The sequence below is a fragment of the Xanthomonas sp. NCPPB 1062 genome, assembly GCF_041481705.2.
In the GTDB taxonomy this organism is placed as follows: domain Bacteria; phylum Pseudomonadota; class Gammaproteobacteria; order Xanthomonadales; family Xanthomonadaceae; genus Xanthomonas; species Xanthomonas euvesicatoria.
On sequence record NZ_CM192987.1, the window covers coordinates 636,485 to 657,314 of the forward strand.

Annotated in this window: 20 protein-coding genes and 1 pseudogene; 14 read left to right on the top strand and 7 right to left on the bottom strand. The window is 67.2% G+C overall.

From position 1 onward, the window contains the following. Positions 1 to 62: 62 nt before the first annotated feature. A complete protein-coding gene (locus ACCQ16_RS02740) occupies positions 63 to 614 on the bottom strand; it encodes a VUT family protein (protein WP_029818530.1) in 552 nt (183 codons plus the stop codon). 781 nt (positions 615 to 1,395) lie between these two features. On the opposite strand from ACCQ16_RS02740, the gene ACCQ16_RS02745 reads away from it, so the two are divergent. Beyond that, the gene (locus tag ACCQ16_RS02745; RefSeq protein WP_277573072.1) at positions 1,396 to 3,357 is read left to right on the top strand and encodes a S53 family peptidase; all 1,962 of its coding nucleotides are present in this window, start codon (positions 1,396 to 1,398) and stop codon (positions 3,355 to 3,357) included. A gap of 108 nt (positions 3,358 to 3,465) precedes the next feature. On the opposite strand, the gene ACCQ16_RS02750 is transcribed toward ACCQ16_RS02745, so the two are convergent. The 3 genes from ACCQ16_RS02750 to ACCQ16_RS02760 are packed head-to-tail and all read right to left on the bottom strand — an operon-like array spanning position 3,466 to position 5,831. Beyond that, positions 3,466 to 3,975 carry a hypothetical protein gene (locus ACCQ16_RS02750; RefSeq protein WP_277572956.1) on the bottom strand — a complete coding sequence of 170 codons (510 nt, stop codon included), beginning with the start codon at positions 3,973 to 3,975 and terminating at the stop codon, positions 3,466 to 3,468. Then, on the bottom strand, positions 3,972 to 4,841 hold the full coding sequence (locus ACCQ16_RS02755) for a DUF2145 domain-containing protein (protein ID WP_218489075.1): 870 nt from the start codon (positions 4,839 to 4,841) through the stop codon (positions 3,972 to 3,974). Before ACCQ16_RS02755 ends, ACCQ16_RS02750 begins: the two co-directional genes overlap by 4 nt. 42 nt (positions 4,842 to 4,883) lie before the next feature. Next, positions 4,884 to 5,831 (bottom strand): mitochondrial fission ELM1 family protein, encoded by a 948-nt coding sequence (locus ACCQ16_RS02760; protein ID WP_218489074.1) that lies wholly within the window; start codon positions 5,829 to 5,831, stop codon positions 4,884 to 4,886. Between the two features lie 134 nt (positions 5,832 to 5,965). Here ACCQ16_RS02760 and ACCQ16_RS02765 point away from each other — a divergent pair, with 134 nt between their 5' ends. The 4 genes and pseudogenes from ACCQ16_RS02765 (at position 5,966) to ACCQ16_RS02780 (ending at position 9,353) form a co-directional block, all read left to right on the top strand. Beyond that, positions 5,966 to 6,556: a malonic semialdehyde reductase gene (locus ACCQ16_RS02765; RefSeq protein WP_003483243.1), complete on the top strand. Its 591-nt coding sequence runs from the start codon at positions 5,966 to 5,968 to the stop codon at positions 6,554 to 6,556. Positions 6,557 to 6,787: 231 nt separating this feature from the next. Next, positions 6,788 to 7,531, top strand: coding sequence for a YceI family protein (locus ACCQ16_RS02770; RefSeq protein ID WP_005920166.1), 744 nt, complete (start codon positions 6,788 to 6,790; stop codon positions 7,529 to 7,531). A gap of 126 nt (positions 7,532 to 7,657) precedes the next feature. Then, a pseudogene (locus tag ACCQ16_RS02775) lies at positions 7,658 to 7,897 on the top strand (hypothetical protein). A gap of 184 nt (positions 7,898 to 8,081) precedes the next feature. Continuing rightward, complete coding sequence (locus ACCQ16_RS02780; protein ID WP_057681111.1) at positions 8,082 to 9,353, top strand: histidine-type phosphatase; 1,272 nt, start codon at positions 8,082 to 8,084, stop codon at positions 9,351 to 9,353. Positions 9,354 to 9,435: 82 nt separating this feature from the next. On the opposite strand, the gene ACCQ16_RS02785 is transcribed toward ACCQ16_RS02780, so the two are convergent. Together ACCQ16_RS02785 and ACCQ16_RS02790 are read right to left on the bottom strand one after the other, a co-directional pair. Next, on the bottom strand, positions 9,436 to 10,230 hold the full coding sequence (locus tag ACCQ16_RS02785) for a siderophore-interacting protein (protein ID WP_277572955.1): 795 nt from the start codon (positions 10,228 to 10,230) through the stop codon (positions 9,436 to 9,438). Between the two features lie 310 nt (positions 10,231 to 10,540). Then, positions 10,541 to 11,077: a PadR family transcriptional regulator gene (locus tag ACCQ16_RS02790; protein ID WP_209261027.1), complete on the bottom strand. Its 537-nt coding sequence runs from the start codon at positions 11,075 to 11,077 to the stop codon at positions 10,541 to 10,543. 187 nt (positions 11,078 to 11,264) lie between these two features. On the opposite strand from ACCQ16_RS02790, the gene mdcA reads away from it, so the two are divergent. From mdcA to ACCQ16_RS02835, 9 genes are all read left to right on the top strand, one after another. Beyond that, a complete protein-coding gene (gene mdcA / locus ACCQ16_RS02795; protein WP_372380195.1) occupies positions 11,265 to 12,911 on the top strand; it encodes a malonate decarboxylase subunit alpha in 1,647 nt (548 codons plus the stop codon). Between the two features lie 9 nt (positions 12,912 to 12,920). Continuing rightward, on the top strand, positions 12,921 to 13,238 hold the full coding sequence (gene mdcC, locus ACCQ16_RS02800) for a malonate decarboxylase acyl carrier protein (protein ID WP_029818538.1): 318 nt from the start codon (positions 12,921 to 12,923) through the stop codon (positions 13,236 to 13,238). A gap of 121 nt (positions 13,239 to 13,359) precedes the next feature. After that, positions 13,360 to 14,262 carry a biotin-independent malonate decarboxylase subunit beta gene (locus ACCQ16_RS02805; protein WP_122273344.1) on the top strand — a complete coding sequence of 301 codons (903 nt, stop codon included), beginning with the start codon at positions 13,360 to 13,362 and terminating at the stop codon, positions 14,260 to 14,262. Further along, positions 14,253 to 14,957, top strand: a complete 705-nt coding sequence (gene mdcE / locus ACCQ16_RS02810) for a biotin-independent malonate decarboxylase subunit gamma (RefSeq protein WP_008577480.1) — start codon at positions 14,253 to 14,255, stop codon at positions 14,955 to 14,957. Before ACCQ16_RS02805 ends, mdcE begins: the two co-directional genes overlap by 10 nt. A gap of 2 nt (positions 14,958 to 14,959) precedes the next feature. Then, positions 14,960 to 15,601, top strand: coding sequence for a malonate decarboxylase holo-[acyl-carrier-protein] synthase (gene mdcG / locus ACCQ16_RS02815; protein WP_277572954.1), 642 nt, complete (start codon positions 14,960 to 14,962; stop codon positions 15,599 to 15,601). Continuing rightward, on the top strand, positions 15,598 to 16,467 hold the full coding sequence (gene mdcB / locus ACCQ16_RS02820) for a triphosphoribosyl-dephospho-CoA synthase MdcB (RefSeq protein WP_011050391.1): 870 nt from the start codon (positions 15,598 to 15,600) through the stop codon (positions 16,465 to 16,467). Before mdcG ends, mdcB begins: the two co-directional genes overlap by 4 nt. Before the next feature lie 229 nt (positions 16,468 to 16,696). Further along, entirely contained in the window at positions 16,697 to 17,617 is a 921-nt protein-coding gene (gene mdcH / locus ACCQ16_RS02825) for a malonate decarboxylase subunit epsilon (RefSeq protein WP_277572953.1), read from the top strand. A gap of 87 nt (positions 17,618 to 17,704) precedes the next feature. Then, positions 17,705 to 19,060, top strand: a complete 1,356-nt coding sequence (locus tag ACCQ16_RS02830; RefSeq protein WP_372380196.1) for an SLC13 family permease — start codon at positions 17,705 to 17,707, stop codon at positions 19,058 to 19,060. A gap of 78 nt (positions 19,061 to 19,138) precedes the next feature. Beyond that, positions 19,139 to 19,858, top strand: a complete 720-nt coding sequence (locus ACCQ16_RS02835; protein WP_003483271.1) for a GntR family transcriptional regulator — start codon at positions 19,139 to 19,141, stop codon at positions 19,856 to 19,858. A 148-nt stretch (positions 19,859 to 20,006) separates the two neighbouring features. Here the strand turns inward: ACCQ16_RS02835 and ACCQ16_RS02840 are convergent, their stop codons facing one another. Beyond that, complete coding sequence (locus ACCQ16_RS02840) at positions 20,007 to 20,630, bottom strand: HAD hydrolase-like protein (protein WP_277572951.1); 624 nt, start codon at positions 20,628 to 20,630, stop codon at positions 20,007 to 20,009. Between the last annotated feature and the right edge of the window lie 200 nt (positions 20,631 to 20,830).

Genomic DNA, 20,830 nt, shown 5'->3' on the forward strand with positions numbered 1-20,830 from the left:
ACGGCGGCAACGGTGCCTGGCTGCCCTGGCGGGAAGCCACGCATCCATGCGCGTCATGCGTTCTACCGACGCGGCGCACTCCGCCACAGCAGGGCGCGAAACGGGCCGAGCAGGAACACGCCCATGCCCAGTTTTACCGCCAGATCGCCTGCGGCCCAGCTGACCCACGGCAGGCTCGCGCCGGCAAACGCAATGCTCCAGAAGATGGTGGTATCCAGGGTGGCGCTGCAGGTGGTGGCCACGATCGGCGCGCGCCACCAGCTGCCGTCGCGCAGGCGGTCGAACACGCTGATGTCCAGCAATTGCGCGGCGATGAAAGCGCTGCACGAGGCCACCGCGATGCGGGGCGTCGCCAGCCAGATCGACAGCAGCACCGCCAGCGCGAACCCGCACCAGGCAACGTGGCGCGCAGCGCGTGGACCGAAGCGGCGGTTGATCAGGTTGCTGACCAGAAACGCCAGCGGGTAGGAGAACGCACCCCAGGTCAGCCAGTCGTTGATCGGGTATTGCACCAGGATGTTGGACAGCAGGACCACCGCGCCCATTGCCAACACCGCCCGGATCAATGCACGGGAGGTGAGCGGGGCAAAGGCAGGTGGCGAGGCAGGACGCATGGCGACACGGTTGATTGGGCGCGCAATTATCGCTTCGACGGCAGGGCTGGACCAGCGCAGCGATGCGCGCCCCGACCACGGCGCCGCTGCGCGAAGACCCCTTCCCGTATCGCGCAGGCGCCTGGCGCCGGACCGTGCCTGTATCGTCGGCGGCGACGACCGAGCGCGTGCGCACATCGCGGCCGCAATACAAAAGCGCGTGCGTTCGTGGCGGCGGCGGCGCTCGGCAGCATCGTCGGCATGCGATGTGCAGAGCGGGGCAAGCCTGCGCCACGACATCGGGTCGTCATCGGTGACGCGTGCACATGACGCCTGACCGGCGGCATCGGCAGCACGCGGTGATCGCAAAGCAGGCGGCAGCCTCGACGCAGGAACTGCGGTGATGAGCGGGCGCAGGTGCGCGCAATGGGCGCTTGCAGGTACTCGCGGCAACGGCGCGCACCTTGAGGCAGCCACGCGCGGCGAGCTGGCACGCAGCGGCACCTGCTGCCGCAGGCGCGCGCACCTCGCTGATGGCGACACAACCTCGCCCGCTGGCATTTCAGCGGTAGACATCGCACGTATCGTCCCGGCTCCCGACCCGCCGTCTGAGTGATGGCAACCCTTGCAAGCCGCGCGACCTGCCGATGCCGATGGAGATAGCCGCCGAATGTGCAGTGTCGCGATGGTGCACCGGCAGCGCTCGGCCTTGCCGTGGTCTGTGTCAGCGGCCAGCCGCGTGGATCGCGGCCCGCGCGGCCATCGATCGCAGCCGGCATCTGTGTCCTGTTTCCGTGTCGACATGATCGCGCCGGTGGTCGCGAGCGGTCGTGCACGTCCCTGCGATGCCATTCGGCCTCGCTCACTGCTGTGCCCCCTGGAGAGATCCATGCTTACTCGCATCCGCTGTCGGCCGCTGCTGGCTGCCGTGCTGTCCGCTTCGCTGTTGGCCTTCGGTAGCGCCAACGCTGCCACCACCGTCCCCGATGCCCGGATTGACGCGATCACGGCCAGCTTGCGCACAGCGCCCGTGTCCTTCGACGTGCATCTGCCACCACGCGACCAAGTGGCCCTGAACGCCCTGCTGGCCGACATCCAGGACCCGCTGTCGCTGCAGTACCACAAGTGGCTGTCGGCGGCCGAATTCCAGCGGCGTTTTGGTCCGGCGCCTGCGCAGCTCGCGCAGGTACGCGCCGCCCTGCAGGCCGCACACATGACCGTGGTGCAGCAGGGGCCAACCCTGCATGTCAGCGCGAATGCCGACACCGTGGAGCGGTTGTTTGCCGCGCCGCTGGTGGCTGATCTGAACGCCGGCCAGCAGGTACGCCTGGCGGCTGCCGCTCCGCTGCAGCTGCCGGCCGCGCTGCGTGCCAACGGTGTCACCGTCACCGGCCTGAGCCGCGGGCTGCCGGCGGCGCGCATGGACTCGCGCATGCTGGCCGGCACGCCCGGCAACCGCACCGGTGATGGCACCACCAGCTATTGGTACAACGATCTCAAGCAGGCCTACGGCTATCCTTCCTACCAGACGATGATCGGTGCGCCAGGCAAGCAACAGCGGCTCGACGGTAGCGGCAGCACGATCGCCGTCCTGATCGGCAGCGACGTGCTGGATACGGACATTGCCGCGATGTTCGACCACGAGCGCTTCAGCCGCTATGCCGGCAACCATGCCAACCCGACACTGTATGCACGCCGCTATGTGGCCGGGGCCAAGCCCGGGGTGCAGGACGGCAATCGCGCTGCGGTGCGCGAGGCAACGCTCGATGTGGACATGGCACTCGGCGGCGCACCGGGCGCGCACGTGCTGCTGTACGTGATCCCCGATCTGTCCATCGATTCCATCCTGGCCGGCTACCGGCAGATCGTGCAGGACAATGAGGCGGACGTGGTCAGCTCCTCGTTCGGGTTCTGCGAACAGATCTTCACCGCGGCCTATAACGGCAAGGACGCCACTTCCATCCTTGGCCTGTTCGATTCGGTCTTCAAGCAAGGCAATGCGCAGGGCATCAGCTTCGTCGCCTCCAGCGGCGACAATGCCGGCCTGGATTGCCCGGACACGCAATACCTGGTGGAAGGCAAGAACGGCCGGTACGTCCCCAGCGTGCATTGGCCCGCCGCCGATGCGCATGTCACCGCGGTCGGTGGCGGCAACCTGCTCACTGCCTACAAGAAGGGCAGCCTGGATTCGAGCTACCTCAGCGAAAGCGCGTTTGCCGACCCGTTGCAGGCCGAGGACCCGTATGGCGTCGGCGCGCTGCTCAGCGGCGGCTACTGGGGTGCCGGTGGCGGCGTCAGCACGCTGTTCCAGCGTCCGGCATATCAGCTGCGCGCGCTGGGCGGCACGCGCACCTCGATGCGCGCATTGCCCGATGTCGGCATGTTGGTCGGCGGCTGCCCGGGAATCGCCGTGCATCCCTGTCAGCAGGGCACAAGCTCGGTGTCCATCTACGTGGCCGGTGCCATCACCAAGGTGATCGGCACCAGCGTGGCGGCGCCGGAGTTCGCCAGCGTGGCCGCGTTGCTGGTGCAGAAGCAGGGCCGGCAGGGCAATCTCAACGATTACCTGTATCGCCTGGCCGCCAACGGCCCGCAGGCCTATCACCGCGGCATTCCCGGCAACAACGGGGTCGTCGGCAACGACGTGCCGATCGCCGGCAAGTACAACTACACCACCGGCTTGGGAACCCCGGTCGTGCGGCTGATGATCGGCGCGCTGGATGCGGCGCCTGCCGGCATTCCGCGTTCTCCCAGCAATCCGTAAACGCAGCGCGGTTGGAGGCATCGGCGTCGTGGCAACGCCGCCGATGCAACGACGATCGCGCTGCGGTCGATCAGAGGTGGCCCCGGCCTGCGGCGCAGGGCGTGCACGTCACCAGGTCTGGCTGCTGCCGTATGCGGCGGCCGCTTCTGTCGGTACGAACGCCAACGCCTGGCCTTGTTCCGCATGCACGGTCCAGCCGCTGCCTGCGGGGCTAGGTTGGAACGTCACCATTTCGCCGACGTGGAAGCCTGCGGCGGGGTCGTCCTGGCGTGCCTGCCATTGCAGCACTGCGGTGTTCTCGGCTTGTTGCGGGTCCTGCAGGCGCACCTGGCGTGCACCCGCAGGCAGGGTGTCGACGGCTTGCACGCGCATTGGCGGCAGCTTGCCTGCGCGTGCCTCGCGGCGTGATTCGGCCACTGTATTAGATGCAGCAACGGGTGCGGAAAACACAGAGCCCGCCACACCGGACGCGATCAGCACTGGCATGGCGAGCGACAGCGCCGAATAGAACTCGGATTTTTCGCCGGGTGTGGTCGCTTCACCGGCGTGTGCGCAGGGCAATGTCAAGGCGGCGAACAGGCATGCGCTGGCAGCGAGAAAAGAGCGGGCGTGCATCATGGTGTTTCTCCAGGAGTAGGGGCGGCGCGTGCAATCGACAGTTCCTTGTCCACCGCGTCGCGCTGATGCAGGAAGTCGAATACCGATTCGACCGTGACCACCGAATAGTTACCGGACACACGTTCGCTCACAGGATGATCGGTGACCGCCGCATTGGCGGCGACAAAGCGCGCGCCGATGCGCTGGCTCAGGTCCAGATGCAGAGCGCTGGGGTGATAGCGCGCGGTGCGCAGCCATGCCTGTGCATCACGGCGGTTGGCAATCGCGACCGCCGGTTGCGCGTCGGCCGCCAGCGCGACGGCCAGCACTTCCAGCACCCATTGGTTGGAGTTTTGATAGTCGGTGGAAAACGGATACGCCACGATGCTGTAACGCGTTTCATGCAGGCGGTGCGCAAGATCGCCACTGCCAGTCAATCGCGCGTACAGACGTTGCTGCAGTGCCTGGGTGGGAATGCCCACGCGCAGATCGCTGCTCAACGCGCTTTCGCCGATGAAGTTGCTCAGGCCTTCCTGGTAAAGCTGTGACGCATCGCTCTTGCAGCGATTGAGCAGGTGGCGCACCCGCCAGCCGCCATCATCGTCGCGCACGGCAAATGCCAGGTGGCTATGTTTCAGGCCGTAGCGGCTTAGATCCTGGCCGCCGCGCGCCAGCAGCACCACCTTGGCATCGGGCAACGCATCCAGCGCCTGCGCGGTGGAGGTGGCCATGTCGAACATCGCGGCAGCGGCGTGCGGCGTGGGATAACGCGGCACGCAACGCGGTGTTGTTGCGGTGGCGGCCAGCGGTAATGCGGCCAGTACCAGCAGCGCAATTGCCTTGCGCCGGGTTTGCCGCATCCATCGCGCGTGGATCGTCCCTGTCATGCACATCGTCCTTGTCTCGCTGGCCCGCTGGCGGGCGTTGGGTTATGGCAGCAGGCGCGCGCGTACCTGCATGGCGATGCGCTCGGTTTCGCGCACAGGAACGATATCGACAGCGCTGGCGAGAACTTCATCGACTAAGTGCAAGCGCTGGCGTTGCCGCAACGCTTGCAAATAGGTGTCAACGCGCCCACGTGCCTGCTCGCCGAACGCGGCAGCGACCGGTACGCGGGTGGCACAGGCTTCGGAGAGCAGATTGACCGAATCGGCGCTGGCCACGATGGCATCGGCCCAGCCGAGCAGTCCAGCGTAGGGGTTCGGCCCATCGCGCTCATCGCACCACAGCAGATGCGGCAGGCCGGCGCAGGCCGCGCGCAGCGTTGCGAGTGCATCGCCCGGTGTGCGGCGCGAGGTGGTCACCAGCAGGCTGCCGCCCAGCGCGCGCAGTTGGGCGCTCACGCGCGTGCACAGCGCCGCCAGCGCCTGTGGCGTCCACGGCACCTGGGCGGTGGTGCCACCGACCAGCAGCGCCAGCCGCGGGCCCGGCAAGCCGCCCAGGGCGGGGAAGGCGGCCCGCCCGGCCGCCAGCCACGCATCGTCCACCGGGTGCAGGCTGCCGAGCAGGGTGAGCACGTTGCTGCCGCGCAGTGCATCGTGCTCGGGCACCACCAGCAGGTCCCAGTGCCGCGGGTCCAGCCGCGGATCCAGGATCTGCACGCTGCGGCTGCCGTGGGCACGCAGCAACCGGGTGGCCAGCGCCGCCTGCCTGCCGCAGCCGATGGCCAGCGCCGGGGGCTGCTGCAGTTGCCGGGCAAATGCCGCGCCAAACGCCTGCCGTGCGCCGGGGAGCCGCCGCGGCGCCGCCCAACGCCACGGCGCGTTGGTCTGCAGGTGCAGTGGCTGGTAGGCAGCGGGGTGCAATGCACGCGCCAGCGCCTCGGCCTGGCGCGCATTGCCGGCACGGCCGTCGCTCAGTGCCCAGATCAGCCCCATCGTTTCAGATCCGACATAGATTTGTTTCAGATTGAACGCGTGTGGCGGCAATCGCGCCACTCTACACTGCGGGTCTTCACACTGGCGCCGACGCCGCAGCCTACCGTCGCACCACCCCTTCCTCTGGAGTGCTCATGTCCGACTCGCTCAATGCCGCCGCACTGGATCAGCTGTTCCGCACCGCCCGCACGCAAAATGCGTTTGCCGACACGCCGGTCAGCCACGAGGTGCTGCGTGAGCTGTATGAGCTGGTGAAGTGGGGGCCCACCGCGGCCAATAGCTGCCCGGCGCGCTTTGTATTCGTGACCAGCGCCGAAGGCAAGGCCAAGCTCAAGCCGGCGCTGTCGGAGGGCAATGCCGCCAAGACCCTGGCCGCGCCGGTGACGGTGATCGTGGCGCACGACGAAGACTTCCACGAGAAGCTGCCGTACCTGTTCCCGCATGCCGACGCCAAGAGCTGGTTCGACGGCCCGCGCGAGGGCCGCACCGAATCGGCGTTCCGCAATGGCTCGCTGCAGGGCGCCTACCTGATCCTGGCCGCGCGTGCGCTGGGACTGGACGCCGGCCCGATGTCCGGCTTCGACAACGCCAAGGTGGATGCGGCGTTCTTTGCCGGCACGCCGATCAAGTCCAACTTCCTGGTCAATCTTGGCTATGGCGACCCGGCCGGGCTGTTCCCGCGTTCGCCACGCCTGAGCTTCGACGAAGCGGCGCGCTTCGAGTAAGGCGATGCATGCGTGCCGGCTGCCGCGCAGCGCCGTGGACGGCGTGCGTCGGCCCGGCACACCGCGTGTGCCTGCCGCGTCAAGCGACGCAGTTGGCCGTTCGCCTGACGATCGCTTGATCTGGCTCGCCGTGTCGACGTACATGGTGTCTTGCGTTTCCTGCAGTCCTCGTCCGTCTGCATCTGTCCCACCCGCGTTGATCCAACGCGTCTCTCATCCCATGGAGTTCCAATGAAGACCACCCACAAGCTGTTGCTGCCGCTCGCCCTGACCCTGGCCATTGCCGCCTGCTCCAAGCCGGCCGAGAACACTGCCGCTCCGGCCGCTGAAACCCCGGCGGCGGCCACCGCACCGGCCGACGCCGCTGCTGCGCCGGCACCTGCACCGGCGGCTGCCGCCTCGACCGCCCCGGCCGTGGAAGTGGCGTCGGGCACCTACACCCTGGACCCATCGCACACCGACGTGCTGGCGCAGTGGAGCCATTTCGGTTTCTCCAACCCGAGCGCGCACTTCGGTAATGTCGACGGCACCCTGGTGTACGACGCGGCCGACGTGACCAAGTCCACCGTGCAGGTCACCCTGCCGCTGTCCGGCTTGAACAGCTTCACCGCCAAGTTCGACGAACACCTCAAGAGCGGTGATTTCTTCGACGCGGCCAAGTTCCCGACCGCCACCTTCAAGAGCACCAAGGTGGAAGCGGCCGGCACCAACAAGCTGACCGTCACCGGCGACCTGACCATCAAGGGTCAGACCAAGCCGGTCGTGCTGGACGTCACCCTCAACGGTGCCGGCGAGCACCCGATGAAGAAGGTGCCGGCCGCCGGTTTCGACGCAACCACCACCATCAAGCGCAGCGATTTCGGCCTGGGCCAGTACGCCCCGAACGTCAGCGACGAAGTGAAGATCCGCATCACCACCGAAGCCCTGCAGGCCAAGGCGGGCGATGCTGCGGCGAAGGATGCCGCTGCCAAGTAAGCGATCTGGCTGCTGTCCAGGCAAAGGCCCGCTTCGGCGGGCCTTTGTCGTTGAGGGTAACGGCCAAGTGAGATGCCGTCGGGCGTGGTCACGTCATGTTGGGGCGGCCTGCGTGCCGGGCGAATCCTGGGAAACACCGCCGCTCACGGCATCGCCGGCAGCGTGGACTGCGTGACCGTGGCATCGGCAAACAGGTGGCCGCCGCGACGTTTGGCAAACCTGGCGCCGCTGCACTGTCTCGACAGATCGCGCCATCGCCATCGCCGCGAATCAACGGCCGGGCGCAACGCGCGGCAACGGAGTTGCGGCTGTCATCCACGCGTCATCCGGTCCACGCAGGCTGGGCGCATTTTTCTGGAGCGGTGATGTCTGTCGTGCGCTTGGGTAGATTGTTGCCGCTGTTCCGGCAAGGGCAGCCATTGCGCCACCGCGATGTCCGGCCTCGCGGCACGCGCACCGTTGGCGCGCGTTCCACCCATGCACCGCGGTATGCCGGTCAGCCTGGACGCGGGAGAGTGCTCGCGTTGTCGGCAACGTTATGAGGCAAGCCATGCACAATCGCTCTTTTGCCGGAACGATGCGGCACGCACTGCTCGGTCTGGCGCTCTGCCTGCCGATGGCAAAACCGGTCGTGGCAAAAGAGACCGCCGCTGCAACCGCGCACCTGCGCCTGACCATCGTGCTGGTGCGGCATGGCATCCGTGCACCGACCCAGCCCGGCAGCGAGCTGGATCGCTACAGCGCGCAGCCATGGCCGCACTGGCCGGTGGCCACGGGCCAGCTGACGCCGCACGGACGAGCCGGCATGCAGGCGCTGGGCGCACGTTATCGCGCGTTATTCGCGCCGCCGCTCGGACTGGCGGCCAGTGGCTGCGCGGGCACCGAACAGATCGTCACCATCGCCGACAGTACCGCCCGCAACCACGCCAGCGCGCAGGCGCTGCTGCAGGGCATGGCGCCGGGCTGCGCAGTGCACTACCAGGCCCTGCCGGAGGGCGAGCGCACTGTATTGTTCGATGGCGGCAAGGCGCCCACGCCGCCGGTGCGGCTGGAAGCTGAGACGCGCGCGCAGCTGGCGCACTTGCAGGCGGTGTTGAGTGCCTGCCAGCACGGACGCTGCGCCACGCCGCCGCCTACCCGCCTGCTCTACGAGCCGGCCACGCGCGACGGCTCGCCGGCCGCGGCCAGCACCCTGAAGCTGGCCGGCGGACTGGCCGAGAACCTGATGCTGGAAGACATCGAAGGCTTCGATGCGGCGCAGCTGGGCTGGGGCCGTGTGGATCGCGCCGCAGTGGCGCAATTGATTGCCCTGCACAACACCTCGTTCGCCCAGAGCAAGCGTCCGTTGCCGGTTGCCACGGCGGCGGCATCCAACCTGCTCGCGCATCTTCTGGCCACCGTGCAGGCCGCGGTCGGGCAGACGCCGTCGGTAGCGGCATTGGCGCCGCCTTCCACGCGTCTGCTGGTGCTGGTGGGACACGACACTACCTTGGCCACGCTCGGTGGATTGCTCGGCGTGCAGTGGCATCGCAGCGATCGCCCCGACGACTATCCGCCCGGCGGTGCGCTGGTGCTGGACGTGCTCGAACGCGACGGCATGCCGTTGCTGCGCGTGCGGACCTTGATGCCCAGCCTGGCGGCGTTGCGCCGTGGGCGCTTCGACGGCGATGCGCTGGCCTCGTCCACCCTGGTATTGCCCGGTTGCCACGGTCAGGCCTTGTGTCCATTGCCGGTTGCGTTGGCCTGGCTGCGCACGCGCATCGATCCGGCCCAGGTGCAAGTGGCGTTGCCGGCCATGCAGTCCTGGCCGGCGTCACCGTAGCGCATGTCATGCACGGCGAGTGCGCAAGAAGCGGCTTAGTGACGCGTTGAGAGCCGACGCGCCTTGCGTGCACGCAGGGCAATCACTCCTCGCCGTGCTCGCCGCGCGCCTTCCAATAGCCTTTTGCGCGCACCCATTCCTTGTCCACACCCAGGTGGTCTTCGAGGAATTTGCGCATGGCGCGCGCGCGCATCGATTCGGCGCCGATCCAGTAGAACGTGTCGCCATCCTCTGGCTCGTAGTCGCGCAGGCTGTCTTCCAGCAGGGTGCTGCTGGCGGCATCGAAGCCATTGCGCTCCAGCCAGTTCACCCGCACCTCGGCCGCGCTGAGCAGCTCCTGCCGCTCGGCGGCATCGGCGATCTCGATGAATACCTGCGCGTGCATGTCGGCGGGCATCGCTTCGAGCCAGCGGCCGATCGCCGGCAGCGCGGTTTCGTCGCCGATCAACACGTAGTGGTCGTAGTCATCGGCAACCAGGAACGAGCCGCGCGGGCCGCCCAGTTTCAGTGGGTCGCCGGGCTGTGCGCGCGCGGCCCAACCGGACGCCACGCCCTCGCCGTGCAACACGAAGTCGATGCTCAACTCGCCGCTCTGCGGATCGAAATCGCGCGGCGTGTAGTCGCGCGCCGGCGAAGGCAGCGCGCCTTCTTCGTAGCGCGGGCCTTCCGGCGTCATGGTCGGCAGGACGAAGGCGCCGTCGGCGTTGGGAAAGAACAGTTTGACGTGATCGTCCGGCGCATCGCTTTGAAAGCCGGCCAGGTCGCTGCCGCCGAACACGATACGGCGCATGTGCGGGGTGATCGCTTCGCAACGCAGCACCTGCACGGAACGCAGGCGTGGGTCGCGACGGAGTTGGGTATTGGTGTGTGCAGCCATGGGATGCAATTCCTGGAGTGCCGCACGGATGCGCGGCGGTGCGGGGGAAGAGGGAGCGTTACGAAATCAATGCGTGATCAGTCAATGACGTGGTGAGTGGCGATCGGCCATGCTGGTGTGCTGTCATCCAGCGCAATGGCGTGGTCTTCAGCTCTGCAGGAGAAGTGCCCGCAGGGGCAGATGAGGGGAGGTGTGAAGCTGCATGCAATTGCATCGCTTCACCTCGAAACGGGGCAGCGGGGGCGTTGTATCGCCCTGCGCGGTTCGCAGATCGCTGTCGGGCCGAGCCCAGGCGTTACCGCACACCCGCTCAGTCGTCGTCGCGCTCCATGCCGTCGGCGGCGGCGTTGAGTAATGCAGCAATTCGCGCGGTTTCTGTCTCGCTCCATTGCCCATGGCGCGCGAACAAGCCATGTTTGATGCGATGAATCGCCTCGCGAATCGGGGCCGGCGTTTGCGACTTGATCAGCTCACGCGCGCGTCGATGGGTGCGGGCCAGTGCGGCATCGAGCGCATCGCGTTGCTGTGCAACGTAGTCGCTGCCAGCGGCAGTGACCTGATAGCGCTTGCGGCCGGCATCCAGATCGGTGTGCACCCAGCCGGCGGCCTCCAGTTGCGCCAGCGCCGGATAAATCGCCCCGGCGCTGGGCGTGTACAGCCCTTTGAAGAGGGCGGCGATCTGCCGCATCAGCTCATAGCCATGGCACGGGCGCTCGGCAATCAGCGCCAGCAGCAGCAGGCGCAGATCGCCATGCTCCAGCGGGCGCACGCGTGCGCCGGCACCGCGCGCTCGGGCAGGTGCCGCATCGAGATCGGCCGTTGGGCTGACGGGCGGGCGCTGTTTCATTCGATATATCGAAGCATGGAGAAACGATATATCGAAGCGCGTTGATGCGCAAGCGCTCGGCTTGCAGGCGGCTGACGCCTGCCCGGTGACAGGCACGCATGCTGCAACGCGTCTAGACACCCGTGAATTTCATAATTACGATGTAATTACTTTGACATTACGGGCTCGTCCCCGGCGAGGCAGAGGCATGAGTCGACAGTGGGACACCCGGGCCGAAAGCCGGCGTCAGCGTCTGCAGCGGGCCGCCGCGCTGGCGCCGCAGGGTCGCGTGGTGGCTGCCGAGGATGTCGTGGCGTTGCTGGAAGCGGTCATCGAGCCCGGCGACCGTGTGTGCCTGGAGGGCAACAACCAGAAGCAGGCCGATTTCCTGGCGCGGTGCCTTACCGAGGTGGATCCGGCGCGCGTGCATGACCTGCACATGGTGCAATCGGTGTTGTCGCTTGCCGCGCATCTGGACGTATTCGAACGCGGCATCGCCAAGCGCCTGGATTTTTCGTTCTCCGGCCCGCAGGCCGCGCGCCTGGCCGGGCTGGTGAGCGAAGGTCGCATCGAGATCGGCGCCATCCACACCTATCTGGAATTGTTCGGCCGCTACTTCATCGACCTGACCCCGCGCATCGCACTGGTCACCGCGCAGGCGGCCGATCGTCACGGCAATCTCTATACCGGCCCGAATACCGAAGACACGCCGGTGATCGTGGAGGCCACCGCGTTCAAGGGCGGCATCGTGATTGCGCAGGTCAACGAAATTCTCGACACCCTGCCGCGCGTGGATATTCCCGCCGATTGGGTGGATTTCGTGACTCAGGCGCCCAAGCCCAATTACATCGAACCGTTGTTCACCCGCGACCCGGCGCAGATTTCCGAGATCCAGGTGTTGATGGCGATGATGGCCATCAAGGGCATCTATGCCGAATACGGTGTGGACCGGCTCAATCACGGCATCGGTTTCGACACCGCCGTGATCGAGCTGTTGCTGCCCACCTACGCCCAATCGCTGGGGCTGAAGGGCAAGATCTGCCGCCATTGGGCGCTCAATCCGCATCCGGCGCTGATCCCGGCCATCGAATCGGGCTTCGTGCAATCGGTGCATTCGTTCGGCTCCGAGCTGGGCATGGAGAACTACATCGCCGCGCGTCCGGATATCTTCTTCACCGGCGCCGACGGCAGCATGCGCTCCAACCGCGCGCTGTCGCAGACCGCCGGGCTGTATGCCTGCGACATGTTCATCGGCTCCACCTTGCAGATCGATCTGCAGGGCAACAGCTCCACCGCCACGCGCGACCGCATCGCCGGTTTCGGCGGCGCGCCCAACATGGGCTCGGATGCGCGCGGTCGCCGGCATGCCAGTGCTGCCTGGCTCAAGGCCGGGCGCGAAGCGGCAACGCCGGGCGAGATGCCGCGCGGGCGCAAGCTGGTGGTGCAGATGGTGGAGACCTTCCGCGAACACATGGCGCCGGCATTCGTCGACAAACTCGACGCCTGGGAACTGGCCGAGCGCGCCAACATGCCGCTGCCGCCGGTGATGATCTACGGCGACGATGTCAGCCACGTATTGACCGAAGAAGGCATCGCCAACCTGCTGTTGTGTCGCACGCCGGAAGAACGCGAACAGGCAATCCGCGGCGTGTCCGGCTATACCGCGGTGGGCCTGGGGCGCGACAAGCGCATGGTCGAAAACCTGCGCGACCGCGGCGTCATCAAGCGGCCGGACGATTTGGGCATTCGCCCGCGCGATGCCACGCGCGACCTGCTTGCAGCGCGCACGGTCAAGGACCTGGTGCGCTGGTCCGGCGGCTTGTACGACCCGCCGAAACGTTTTCGCAATTGGTGAGGGCACAGCATGGAAACCCTGCGATATCGCTTTGATGGACAGCGCGGTGCACGCGCCGGGCTGGAACACGCGCTGGTCGGTGTCGTGGCCTCCGGCAATCTGGAAGTGCTGGTCGAGCGCGTGCCGCTCGAGGGCGCCATGGAGATCGAGATCCTCACTGCTGCACGCGGCTTTGGCGCAATCTGGCAGGCAGTGCTGGACGATTTCGCTGCACGCCATCCACTGCGCGATGTGCGCATCAGCATCAACGACGTGGGCGCCACGCCGGCGGTGGTGAGCCTGCGCCTGGAACAAGCGCTGGATGTGCTGCAGGGAGCTGACGCATGAGCCGCCCACTCCGCTGCGTAGGAGCGCACCCGGGCGCGACAGGCGTTCCCAATAACGCTGCGGTCGCGCCCAGGTGCGCTCCTCCGCAAGTCATCGGGAGTCGCACATGAGCACCGTTCCCATGGCCCAGCGCAGCTACTACGAAGCCGATGCCCGCGAACGTATCGAGGGTCTGCTGGATGCCGGCAGCTTTCGCGAATTCGTTGGTCCGCGGCGTCGCTTGATCAGCCCGCACCTGGCGCAACTGGACACACCCGGCGCCTTCGACGACGGCATCGTGGTGGGCGAAGGCACCTTGCGCGGCCGCAACGTGTTGATCGCTGCGCAGCAAGGCGCCTTCATGGGCGGCGGCGTGGGCGAAGTGCATGGCGCCAAGCTCACCGGCCTGCTGGAGCGCGCCGCAACCATGCAGCCGGCAGCGGTGCTATTGCTGCTGGACACCGGCGGCGTGCGTCTGCACGAAGCCAATGCAGGGCTCATCGCCATTTCCGAAATCATGCGTGCCACCTTGAGCGCGCGTGCCGCCGGTGTGCCGGTGCTGGCCTTGATCGGCAGCGGCAACGGTGCGTTCGGCGGCATGGGCATCGTGGCGCGCTGCTGCAGCGCGGTGATCATGTCCGAAGAAGGCCGCCTGTCGTTGTCCGGCCCGGACGTGATCGAAACCGTGCGCGGGGTGGAAGAGTTCGACGCGCGCGACCGTGCGCTGGTGTGGCGCATCACCGGCGGCAAACACCGCTACCTGCTTGGCGAAGCCCACACGTTGGTGGCCGATCGCATCGATGCCTTCGCCGATGCAGCGCTGGCCACGCTCGATGCACTCGCCGAAGCGACGGGTGAGGCCGCATTGCAGGCGCTGGAGCATGCGCAGCAGCAGTTGACGGCGCGCATCGATGCCTACGGCGATTGCCGCGACGGGCTGGAGATCTGGAAGCGCCAAGGCATCGTCGATGCGCAGCGCCTGCCGCTGCTCGATACCGAGGCCTTTCTTGCCGCGACCGCAGACCGGAGCCTTCCATGGACCTGAGTCACTTGCTCGATCAGCTGTTTCCGCTCGGTCACGCCATCGCGCGCAACGACGATGTGCTGACCGGCAGCGCAACCACCGCCGCCGGCGATGTCACCGTGATCGGTACCGCCAACAAGCTCGAAGTCGGTGTCGATCACGCCTTGGCCCTGGCTGCCACTGTCTTAGCGAGTACCCGCGCATACCCGCAGCGCCCGATCGTGATGCTGGCCGACACCGCCGGGCAGCGGCTGGCACGGCGCGATGAACTACTGGGCATCAACGGGTATTTCGCGCACCTGGCGCGTGCGCTGGAGTTGGCACGCACGCGCGGTGCGCGGCTGGTCACGCTGGTCTATGGCGAATCGGTCAGCGGTGGATTCCTGTCGTTCGGGTTGATGGCCGACCATATCCATGCATTGCCCGATGCGCAGATCCGGGTCATGGATCTGCGTGCGATGGCACGCGTGACCAAGCAATCGGTCGACACCTTGCAGGCATTGAGCAAGAGCTCGCCGGTGTTTGCGCCGGGCGTGGAAAATTACGTGCGCATGGGCGCGGTGGAATCGCTGTGGGAAGGCGATCTGGCGCAGGCGCTGCTCGACGCACTGGCCGCGCCGGTCGACGGCGACCAGCGCCGTGCACGCGGAGCGCAACGCGGCGGGCGCACGCTGGCGCGCGATGTCGCCAGCGCCGTGGCTGCGGGCGAGGCCTGAGCATGGCCGTCCGCCACGCTCTGGTGTGGTTGCGCGAAGATGCGCAGTGGCAGGCCGTCACGCCTGGCGCGCAGCCACGGCTGCGGCAGTGGTTCGCGGCCGGCCTGCCAGCGGTGGTGGCGCGTGGCGATGGCAGTCAGGCACCCGGCAGCGTTCGGCTTGGCGTGCCGCTGCCGCCCAGCGAAGGCAAGCAGCGTCTGGCCCTGCAGGCGCACGTGGCCGATATCGCACGCTGCATTGCCCCACTGACACTGGATGCGGTGACGCCACAGGCGCCTGTCACGGTGCAGCCGGCACTGCAGGTCCTGCTCGCTCAAGCGCACGCGCATGCGTTGCGCCCGCACGTCTTCGGCAGCTTTGCCTGGCAAGCCCTGACCGGCCTGACGTACGTGCACGCGCAATCGGACCTGGATCTGCTGTGGCCCATCGAAACGCCAGAGCAAGCGTGCGCGCTGGTCACGCTGCTGCAGCGCTGGGAGCAGCAGCACGGGCTGCGTGCCGATGGCGAACTGCGGTTGCCCGATGACAACGCGGTGAACTGGCGCGAGTACGCCGGAAACGCGCAACAGGTGTTGGTGAAATCCAACCAGGACTGCCGGCTGTTGCCGCGTGCTGCGCTATTTCCGGCCCGGAGTGCGGCATGAGCGCACAGCTGCAGCAACACTGCGTTGCCAGTGCGCTTGCACCGCCGCGCGATGCTGCCTACCGGCTCGGCCGGCTGGCGGTTGGCGCCCTGTATGCAGAACTGGCCTGTGCGCCCAAGCCGGGCTTGGTGACGCCGTTCGACAGCGGCAGCCACACCGACATGGATGCAGCCACCTTCGTGCGTAGCCTGTTCGCCTTGCGTGGCTATTTTGTCGCCATTGCCCAGGCCGGCATCGACCACGCGCCGTTCGAGCGGCTTCGCGAGCTGGGCATCGCGGCCGAGTCCGCGATGTTGCGCGCGACCTGTGGCGTCAATACCCATCGCGGCGCGATTTTCAGCCTGGGCCTGCTCACTGCGCAGGCTGCACGCCTGCGCGGTGAGCAGCGGCGGCGCCCCACTGCAGAACAGGTCTGCGATGGCGTACGCGCCTGGCGCGATGCATTGCAGGCTGCACCGTTGGACCCGCACAGCCATGGCCAGCGCGTGCGTGCGCAATACCGCATCAGTGGCGTGCGCGAACAGGCCGCGGCAGGGTATCCGGTGCTGCGCGAGATCGCCCTGCCTGCGTTGCGTACCGCGCTTGCGGGGGGGGCCACGCGTGAAGCGGCGCTGGTGCAGACCCTGATGCAGCTCATCGCCCAGGTGGACGATCTCAATCTATTGCATCGTGGCGGGCCGGAAGGCCTGGCATTCGCCAAGGCGCAGGCGACAGCCTTCCTTGCCGACGGCGGCATTGCCCACCCGCAGTGGCGCGCGCAGTTGCATGCCATCGGCCAGCAGTTTGTCGCCCGTCGCCTGAGCCCTGGCGGCAGCGCGGATCTGCTGGCCTGTGCATGGTTCCTGCATCGGCAGGAGCTGGCATGAGCCGCGCTTGCTCGCTGGCTGCAAAACAGGTGGTGCCTGCGAAGCGGCAATGCCGCGGCGTTTTGCTCGCAGCCGCAACGGCTGCTGACCTGCCTGCCGTCGCGACAAGCGGCGCACGTTGTCCCTCGGTCAATCTCCGCGTCCAGGTTTCCCGGCGGCACATCGCGCGCAATATGGAACACGACAGGCTGCGCGCACGACATTCCTGCGAACGCAGTCAGGCCACCGCATGAGCCTGGCCTTGCTCTGCCCGGGCCAAGGCGGCCAACACGCCGAGATGTTCGCGCGTGTCGCAGACGCGCCTGCGGCGGCCGCCGTCTTCGCCAGCGCACAGCGCGTGCTTGGCGTCGCACCACAAGCAACGGCCGCAGATCCGTGCCGCTACGCCAACGCCATCGCTCAACCACTGGTCTGCGCCGGCACGCTGGCGCATTGGCAGGCACTGTGTGCGCAACTCCCCACGCCGCTGCTGGTGCTCGGTTATAGCGTTGGCGAGCTTGCCGCACATGCGGTGGCCGGCAGCATGTCCATCGACACCTGCCTGCAGCTGGCGGCGACGCGTGCCTGGTTGATGGATGCGGCCAGCCCGCAGCAGGCAGGGCTGATGGCGGTGATCGGTGTGCCACTGCGCGCCCTGGAAACGCTGTGCCAGACGCACGGCGCAGCGCTCGCCATCATCAACGGCGACGATCATGCCGTACTCGGCGGCCCGCGCACTGCATTGCAGGCGCTTGGCGAGGCTGCCAGCGCACAAGGTGCGCGCGTCACGCTGCTGCCGGTCAGCGTGCCGGCGCACACGCCGTGGTTGAGCGCGGCTGCCGAAGGCTTTGCCATTGAACTGGCGACCGCACAGCTCGCCGCGCCCAAGCTGCGCGTCTTGGCAGGCATCGATGCACGTACGGTCGGTACGCAGGCCTTGGTGGTCGACACGCTGTCCAGACAGATCGCGCAGACCGTGCGTTGGTACGACGTGCTGGTACAAGCCGCCGAACGCGGCGCACGCGTGTTCCTCGAACTCGGCCCCGGCAGCGCATTGGCGCGGATGGCGCGCGAGGTGCTGCCGGCATGCGAAGCGCGCTCGGTGGACGAATTCCACAGCACCCACGGTGTTCTCGAATGGGTCATGGCTGCGTGCGAGCGCGCGGCATGACGATCAGGCAGGTGCTGCACACGGTGTGACCCCAGGATGGCGGGCGGCCATCCGTGTTGTACGCGTATCAGGTGTCTGGGAGGGCGCATGACCCCGCAAATTGCAACGATTCTTGGCTTGGTGATCATGTTCATCGTCGCCACCGCATTGCCCATCAACATGGGGGCGGTGGCCTTCGCGCTGGCCTTCATCATTGGCGGCGTGTGGGTGGGGCTGGAGGGCAAGGAAGTGCTGGCCGGCTTTCCGGGCGACCTGTTCCTGACCCTGGTCGGCATTACCTATCTGTTCGCCATCGCACAGAAAAACGGCACCATCGACTTGCTGGTGCACTGGGCGGTGCGCGCGGTACGGGGGCGCATCGTCGCCATCCCCTGGGTGATGTTCGTCATCACCGGGCTGCTGACCGCCTTCGGTGCGCTGGGGCCGGCGGCGGTGGCCATCATCGGGCCGGTGGCGCTGCGCTTCGCCAAGCAGTACTGCATCAACCCGTTGATGATGGGCCTGCTGGTGATCCACGGTGCGCAAGGCGGCGGTTTCTCGCCGATCAGCGTGTATGGCGGCATCACCAACAAGGTGGTCGAAAAAGCCGGGATGGACGTCAGCGAGATGGCGGTATTTCTCACCAGCCTGGGCTTCAACCTGATGATGGCGATCATCTGCTTCTGCGCCTTCGGTGGGTTGAAGTTGATGCGCCGGCAGGAACTGTCGCTGGCCGATGCGCAGTACGTTGCGGTTGCCGGCGACCAGGCATCGCACCGCGGCTTCGCGATCGAAGGGCATGGTGCGCTGGTGGCGCCGGGCGGCGGCACCTTGTCCACCGACCCGCTGGCATTGGAGGCGGTGTCGATCAACCGCGACCGCGTGATCACCTTGATCGGCCTGCTGGGTCTGGGCGTTGCTGCGCTGATCTACAACCTCAACGTCGGCCTGGTCTCGATCACGGTGGCGGTGGCATTGGCGCTGATCTCGCCCAACGCGCAGAAAGGCGCGGTGGACGGCATCAGTTGGTCCACCGTGCTGCTGATCAGCGGCGTGGTGACCTATATCGCCGTGCTGGAAAAATCCGGTGCGGTGGACTACATCGGCACCGGCGTGTCGCACATCGGCATGCCCCTGCTGGGCGCGCTGCTGGTCTGTTACGTCGGCGGTATCGTCTCTGCATTCGCCTCGTCGGCAGCGGTGCTGGGCGCCACCATTCCGTTGGCGGTGCCCTTCCTGATGCAGGGCCAGTTGGGCGCGGCCGGGGTGATCTGCGCGCTGGCCGTGTCCTCCACCATCGTCGACGTCAGCCCGTTTTCCACCAACGGCGCGCTGGTGGTGGCCTCGGCGGCCAAGGAAGAGCGCGACGGCCTGTTCCGCCGCTTCCTGATCTACAGCGGCCTGGTGGTGTTGCTGGGGCCGCTGGCGGCGTGGCTGGTCTTCGTGGTGCCGGGCTGGCTGTGATGCGGTCCGCGCGCCACAGCGCAGCGGGGCGCCCACGTAGAATGGGTGCCCCGACCCGATGCCGATAGCCTGCCCGCCATGACCCTCGCTCCTGATTCGCGCGCCTCCAAAAAGCGCGTGCCGCTGTACGAGGAAGTGGCCGAGCGCCTGCGTCAGAAGATCTACGAGTACGCGCTGCCGCCGGGCGAGTGGATCGACGAGCCGGCCCTGGCCGAAGAGTTGGGCATCAGCCGCACGCCGCTGCGCGAAAGTCTCAAGCTGCTCGCGGCCGAAGGCCTGGTGCAACTGGATGCCGGCCGCGGCAGCCGGGTCACCCGGCTGACGCTGGAAGACCTCAACCAGTTGTTTCCGGTGATGGCGATGCTGGAAGGCCGCTGCGCGCACGATGCGGTCAAGCGCATCGATGCGGCCGGCGTGCAGCGCCTGGAAGAGCTGCACGCGGCAATGGAAGCCGCATCCGCGGCCGGCGATGTGGCCGAGTATTACCGCAACAATTACCTGATCCACGAAACCGTGCAGCAGTACGCCGGCAATCCGTGGTTGATCCGGGTGACGCACGATCTGCACCGCATCTTGAAGATGCACCGCGGCCGTCAGTTGCTCACGCCCGGGCGCATGGCCCAATCGCTGGCGGAACATCGCCAACTGATGGACTGCGTGCGACGTGGCGATGCCGAAGGCGCCGAGCGCACCATGCACGGGCACCTGTTGAGCCAGGGGCAGGCCCTGGCAGCGTATGTCGCGGCCGGTGGCATGTTGAACGTACCGGCGCCGTTGCCGCGGGTTGGTGGGGTGTAGACGTTGGCGCTGTCCGGGCGCATCACCACGCGCACCGGGATCGCACTTCCTTCTCCCATCGGGAGAAGGTGCCCGAAGGGCGGATGAGGGTACGTCGACACGCATTACCGGCAATGCCCAACTCTTGCCAATCCCCCATCCCCGCCGCCTATTCCCCGCTCAACGCAAGCAAGTCTTCCACGCGTTCGATCAACTGCGTTCCGGCCAACCCGGCGAACACGTCCGGATGCGCATAGCCCCACGCCACTGCGGCAAACGGCAAGCCCACGACCTGTGCGGCTTCCCAGTCGGCGACCTGGTCGCCCACATACACCGCTTGCGACGCAGTGTGCCCGGTGGCACGTAGCACACGACGCAAGGCGCGTTGTTTGCCCAGCAGATGCGCGCCGCCTTCGATGACGGCAAATGTGGCGCTCAGCTCTGCGCCTAGCGCGCGTTGCACGTTCTCCACGGAGTTGGACGACACCACGGCCAGCCGGCTGCCGCCGGCATGCAACGCGCCCACGGTGTGGGCAATGCCGGGAAACAACGCCACCGGTGGCGCGGCGCGCATGAGCCGGATGAAGTCGGCCGCCACCCATGGCACGCGCCACGCGCTCAGGCCCGATGCCTTGAGCAATTCGCGCGTGCTTAGGCGACGTGCATCGTCGACTTCATGCGCTTGCGCGGCGCGAAAGCCATGCCGTTCGGCCAGCAGCCGCTGGGTGCTCAGGAAAAAACCAAACGAATCGGCAAGCGTGCCGTCGAAATCGAAGATGATCAGTGCGGGCATGGCAACGCGCAGGGCAGGGCGTCATAGCCTAACCAAGGTGGTGCCGGCACCCACGCGCACAGGTCCCCACATGTGCGCGCAGGCGACGTCGGCGGCGACATCGATGTGGCGCGCAGTCGTCAGCCCCGATGGAAAGCCCGCAGCGACCGCACGGCGCGCGTACAAGCCGCAACGTGCCTTGCCGCGCCCGGCGGTGGGCC